This window comes from Robiginitalea sp. (assembly GCF_049588695.1).
GTDB lineage: Bacteria > Bacteroidota > Bacteroidia > Flavobacteriales > Flavobacteriaceae > Robiginitalea.
This window is the reverse complement of record NZ_JBAVZJ010000640.1, coordinates 1-6,243: the sequence shown is the minus strand read 5'-3', so window position 1 is coordinate 6,243 and position 6,243 is coordinate 1. Positions and strand designations below refer to the sequence as shown.

Annotated in this window: 3 protein-coding genes; all 3 read right to left on the bottom strand. The window is 50.6% G+C overall.

Annotated features, from left to right (window positions below; translation table 11 throughout):
- Positions 1–77: 77 nt before the first annotated feature.
- Positions 78–1,868 carry a chloride channel protein gene (locus tag WBV75_RS14630; protein WP_424121319.1) on the bottom strand — a complete coding sequence of 597 codons (1,791 nt, stop codon included), beginning with the start codon at positions 1,866–1,868 and terminating at the stop codon, positions 78–80.
- Positions 1,869–1,924: 56 nt separating this feature from the next.
- Positions 1,925–3,673: an aspartate--tRNA ligase gene (gene aspS, locus WBV75_RS14625; protein ID WP_424121318.1), complete on the bottom strand. Its 1,749-nt coding sequence runs from the start codon at positions 3,671–3,673 to the stop codon at positions 1,925–1,927.
- Between the two features lie 101 nt (positions 3,674–3,774).
- A partial coding sequence (locus WBV75_RS14620; RefSeq protein WP_424121317.1) for an efflux RND transporter permease subunit occupies positions 3,775–6,243 on the bottom strand: 2,469 nt, incomplete at its 5' end.

Genomic DNA, 6,243 nt, shown 5'->3' with positions numbered 1-6,243 from the left:
GTGTAAAACCATAGACAATACTGCCCAGTGAGGCCAGGACGATAAACAAGGACAGGTATCTTATTTTTAGGCGCATTTCAGGGGGCAAAGTTAATTAACTTTCTTCGGTAGGCCGTGAGGAGTTTGGATTTGGAAACAAACCCGAGATAGCGGCCGTCTTTAATCACGGGGAGATTCCAGGCCCGGCTGTCGTGAAATTTCTTCATCACCTGTTGCATGGTATCCTTACCGTAGAAAATGAGTTCCGGGGGGGCATGCATAAAAGAATCCACACCTATCTTATCGTACATATTGATATCGAACATGAATTCGCGAACATCGTCCAGCAAGACAATACCTTTCAGGGCGCCGTCTGAATCGGTAACCGGAAAAATATTCCGTGTGGATTTGGCCACCGACTGATGCAGCATTTCCCCCAGGGTCATGTCCTGATGTACTTCCTTAAAATTGGTTTCAACAACCTCGTCCAGTTCCATCATGCTCAGTACGGTTTGGTCTTTGTCATGGGAAATCAGGGCACCAATGGCGGCGAGTTGCCGGGTGTAAATACTGTAATCCAGGGTGTTTTTGGCGATCAGGTAGGACATGGCGGCAGAGATCATCAGGGGGACAAACAGGTCGTATCCCCCGGTGATTTCCGCGATCAGGAAAATAGCGGTCAGGGGCGCGTGCAGTACCCCGGCGATTAGCCCTGCCATGCCCACCAGGGTAAAGTTGGCTTCGCTTACAGAGATACCCAGGCCTGAGTTATTGAGGACTTTGGCCACTACATTGCCCAGGGCACTTCCCATGACCATGGTGGGGATAAAGATACCCCCGGCCCCCCCGGCAGCAAAAGTAGTCGTCATGGCCACGGCTTTAAAAATCGTTATCCCAAAGAGCAGGCCAATCACCACCCAAATTTGATCGGTATAGTCGTCAAACGGGGTTGTACCCAGAGCCTTCAGGTGATCCCCTTCCAGGAGGCTGTTGATAAACCCAAAACCCTCCCCGTAGAGCGGAGGTATAAAATAAAGCATAACCCCTATGGCCAGCCCTCCGGCCAGCAACTTGTACTTCGGACTGCGAAACCGTTTAAAAAAGTCCATGATCCGGAAGTACATTTTTGTGAAGTATACGGATGCTACAGCGGTTCCCATACCCAGCAGGATGTAGTAGACCGTATCCCGAATCTCGAATCCCTCGGTAACTGCGAAATTAAAAAGGGTCTCATCACCCAGGAAAAAGTAGGAGGTCAGTACCCCGGAAATAGAAGCCAGCAAAAGGGGAAGCATGGAAAGCATGGTGAGGTCCAGGCTGAAGACTTCCACCGCAAAGATGATTGCGGCAATCGGAGCTTGGAAAATTGAGGCAATGGCCCCGGCGGAGGCGCAGGCAATAAGCAGGGACCGATCTTTTGAATTGATATGCATCAGGCGGGAAACGTTCGAGCTCAGCGCAGCTCCGGTAGCGACAGCCGGCCCCAGTAACCCCACGGAACCCCCGAAACCTACGGTAAGGGGAGCCGTGATTAACGGAGTGATTATTTTTTTGGCCGACATAATGCCTTTTTGGCGTGAAAGGGAATAGAGAATTGAAGAAATGGCGTGTTCCAGCTTTTCCTTGTGGACGTATTTTACATAGAGGTAAACCAGGGTCAGGCCGATAACCGGGAGAACAAAATAGAATTGGTTGCTGAGGAATATAACCCCCTTTTCCAGGGAGGACTCCAGAAAATAGGTCGTGTTTTTAAGGGTTACCGAGGCCAGACCTGCAAGAAAACCAACAAGGACACTCATGACCTGAGTGAAGGTTTTGTGCGAAATATGCCGGTAGCGCCATTTGTGAATCCGGGCCAGTACTCGTCGGTAATGCGGGCTTTGATTCATACCCCCTAAGATACGATTGATTTATTCTCTCAAGCGGATTCGGTATACCGCCTGCCTTATTTTTTAAGCTGCAGCCGGAGTTCATCCATCTGGGCGGAGTCGATAGGTGCCGGGGCGTCGATCATGACATCCCGCCCGCTGTTGTTTTTGGGGAATGCAATAAAATCCCGGATGGATTCCTGTCCCCCGAGAATGGCCACCAGGCGGTCCAGGCCAAAGGCGATTCCCCCATGGGGAGGGGCCCCGTACTGAAAGGCATCCATCAGGAAGCCAAACTGTTGCCGGGCCTCTTCCGGGCTAAAGCCCAAATGGCGGAACATCATTTCCTGGGTGGTGCGGTCGTGAATCCGTATGGAACCCCCGCCGATTTCATTTCCATTGAGGACCAGGTCGTAGGCATTTGCCCGAACGGCCCCCGGGTCTGTATCCAAAAGCTCCATTTGTCCGGGCTTGGGCGCAGTAAAAGGGTGGTGCATGGCGTGGTACCTCCCGGTTTCCTCGTCCTTTTCCAGAAGCGGAAAGTCCACGACCCACAGGGGTGCAAATTCCCCGGGCTTTCGAAGCCCGAGGCGTTGGGCGAGTTCCATACGCAACATACTCAACTGGGTACGGACCCCATCGGTATCCCCGGAGAGGACCAGGATGAGGTCGCCTTTTTCAGCGCCGGTGGCTGCAGCCCAAAGGCTGAGGTCTTCCTGGGAGTAGAATTTATCGACCGAGGATTTGTAAGAGCCATCTTCGTTACAGCGAACGTAAACCATGCCTTTGGCCCCAACCTGCGGGCGGCGAACCCAATCCGTAAGGGCGTCAATTTCTTTCCTGCTGTACTGGTTCCCACCGGGAACGGCCAGGCCAATGACCATTTCGGCCTCATTGAAAATCTTAAAGTCGCGCGTTTGTGCTACGGGATTCAGTTCCCCGAATTCCATTCCAAAACGAATATCGGGTTTATCACTTCCATACCGCTTTATGGCCTCGTCATAGGTCATTCTGGGAATCTTTTCCAGGCGGATGCCGTGAATACGTTCCAATAGATGCAGGGTGAGCCCTTCAAAGGTCGACAGGATGTCTTCCTGTTCCACAAAGGCCATTTCACAATCAATCTGGGTAAATTCCGGTTGGCGGTCTGCCCGCAGGTCTTCATCCCTGAAGCATTTGACGATCTGGAAATATTTATCCATTCCACCGACCATCAGGAGTTGCTTGAAAGTTTGTGGAGACTGGGGAAGCGCGTAGAATTCGCCTTCATTCATACGGCTGGGCACCACGAAATCCCGGGCGCCTTCCGGAGTTGACTTGATCAGGTAAGGGGTTTCAACTTCGATAAAACCTTTTTCCGCCAGGTAGTTTCGCACCTCCATGGTCACCCGGGAGCGGAAGATCAGGTTGTTTTTTACCGGACTGCGGCGAATATCGAGATAGCGGTATTTCATTCGAAGTTCCTCACCTCCGTCGGTAGCGTCTTCAATGGTGAAGGGTGGGGTAAGGGAGGGATTGAGAACCGTAAATTCTGAGACCAGTACTTCGATATTCCCTGTAGGGATTTTTGGGTTTTTTGAAGCGCGCTCGATAACTTCTCCGTCCACCTGCAGCACAAATTCCCGCCCGGCTTCCCGCGCTTTTTCCAGAAGTTCGGCCGGGGTGCGATCCTGGTCAAAAACCAGCTGGGTAAGCCCGTATCGATCCCTCAGATCAATCCAGACGACAAATCCTTTGTCGCGTACTTTCTGGACCCATCCGGCCAGTTGCACCTTCTGCCCGATATGGACTTCGTTTAATTCACCACAGGTATGGGTACGGTACATAATCCTTTGATTTTGGCCGCAAAGGTACGATGCAATGGGGGAAGTGCCCAATAATTGTGACATTCTTCCCCCTGTTATTTTCACTGAAATAACTCCCCGGATCAGGCGGCCTTACTCAAGGGCTGGGGAGTGTCCTTTACTTCCCGTTTTTTTCCACGAATCGCGATCTTCATCCGGTAGGTAATATTAAAGAGCACCGGTACGATGATGAGCGTCAGGAAAGTGGCCACAATAAGCCCGAAAATAACCGTCCAGGCCAGGGGCCCCCAAAAGATCACATTATCCCCCCCGATGTACAGCTGCGCATCGAAGGATGAAAAGAGGGAGAAGAAATTAATATTCAACCCTATGGCCAGGGGGATTAAACCCAGAACCGTAGTGATCGCCGTGAGCAATACCGGTCGCAGCCTTGCTTTGCCACCCCGAACGATAGCTTCCGACGCTTCCTCCAGGGAGAGAAGGTCTTTATCATCAAGGCCAAGGGCTACTTTCTTCCGGTCGATCAGGATTTGGGTGTAATCCAAAAGCACCACCCCATTGTTCACCACGATTCCCGCCAGTGCAATGATTCCCATCATCGTCATCATAATCACAAACGGCCAGCCCGTGAGCATCAAGCCCCCGAAAACCCCTATAAAACTCAGGAAAATTGCAATCATGATAATGGCGGGTTTTGAGATGCCGCCAAACTGGAAGATAAGTATAAGCATGATGAGTCCAAGACCCGAGAAAAAGGCTCCCATAAGGAATTCCATCTGCTTGTTCTGTTCTTCAATCTGCCCGGTGTAGTCTACTTCAACCCCGGGTGGCATGCCTTCGAATTCGGGCATGACATCCTGAATTTCGGCAACAATGGCACCGGCATCGGTAAATCCGGGTTGCAGGGCCGAATACACGGTTACGACCCTTTTGGCATCCCTGTGTTTGATAGCACTAAAAGATGAAGTGTTCCGCTGACTCGCCACTGCAGATACGGGAACTTCCTTGATCTGACCATTGGCCGGATCCCTGAAGATCATCTTTTGGTTAAACAGAGCACTGGTATTATAGCGGAGGTCTTCGTTAAAGCGTACATTGATGTTGTAATCTTCACCATCTTTTTTATAGATACCGGCCTTATCCCCGAAGAGGGATTGCCTGAGCTGCTGACCTACCTGCCCTACGGAGACTCCCAGTTCCCCGGCCTTTTCCCGGTCCACAACAACCTCCATGGCGGGTTTCCCCTTATTGACATCGATTTTAAGCTCTTCGATCCCGGCAATGCTCTTGCTGTTGATAAAGCTTCGCATGCGCTCTGCTACGTTAATCAGGGTGTCGTAATTCGGTCCTTCCAATTCGATGTTGATGGGATAACCGGCGGGCGGGCCCACAGCATCTTTCTCAACACTGATGGTCACTCCGGCATAGATACCCCTCAACCCTTCCTGGATGTTTTTGCGAAGCTGTTCGCTGTCCTTGCCTTCCCGGTATTTGAATTCTCTCATGGAAAGCGTCATCTTACCGCGATGGGGCATTTCGGCAGCAGAACCCCCTTCGGTGAATGGGTTTTCGGCCCCCTTGCCCACCTGGGACACAGAAGACTCTACCAGCAGGTTTTTATCCCCTTTCATAAAAGTGTCACTATCGACAATGTCGTAGATCCTTCTCTCTATGGCTTTTGTGATTTCATTTGTCTTTTCAATGGACGTTCCCTGGGGATATTCAACATAGACGATGATCTGGTTCGGGGTATTGTCTGGAAAGAACTCGACTTTGGTACGTCCACTCCCAAGGGAAGCTCCAAAACTCATAAAAGCAGCCAGCAAAAGGACGACCATGGCCCCGAAATACCAGTATACGTTTTTACCTCTAAGGGCCTGCTTTAATTGTTTTTCATATAGATTTTCCATCTTTTTCAGCGTTTTTCGCTGGAAGCGATTCGCCGACTTTTTGATGACGTATTTGTAGAGCCAGAACATACCGGCTGTTACAAAGAGAAGCGTGCCCAGGCCTCTTACTGCCCCTCCCACGATGAACATGAAGATGCCGATTCCCACCAGGATAACCGTCAGGCGAATGAGTTGTTTCCGGGTCAGTTCTTTTTCGCCTATTTCCATAAACTGTGAAACCAGCATGGAGTTCATAAAGATGGCCACGAACAGGGAAGAGCCAAGAACGACCGATAGGGTAATGGGGAAGAAGATCATAAACTCACCCATAATTCCCGGCCACATTCCAAGGGGTACAAAGGCCGCCACAGTGGTAAGGGTAGAGATAATAATGGGGATGGCGATTTCACCAATACCTTTTTTGGCTGCCTGTATCCTGGACATGCCTTCTTCCTCCATCAGGCGGTATACGTTCTCGACCACCACAACACCATTATCCACAAGCATCCCCAGACCCATGATGAGTCCAAAAAGGATCATGGTGTTCAGGGTATAGCCCATGGCCGAGAGGATCATGAAGGACATAAACATAGACATTGGTATGGCAAACCCGACAAAGAGCGCATTCCGAAATCCAAGGAAAAACATAAGGACCGTTACGACCAGGATAATCCCAAAAATGATATTGTTGACCAGGTCATC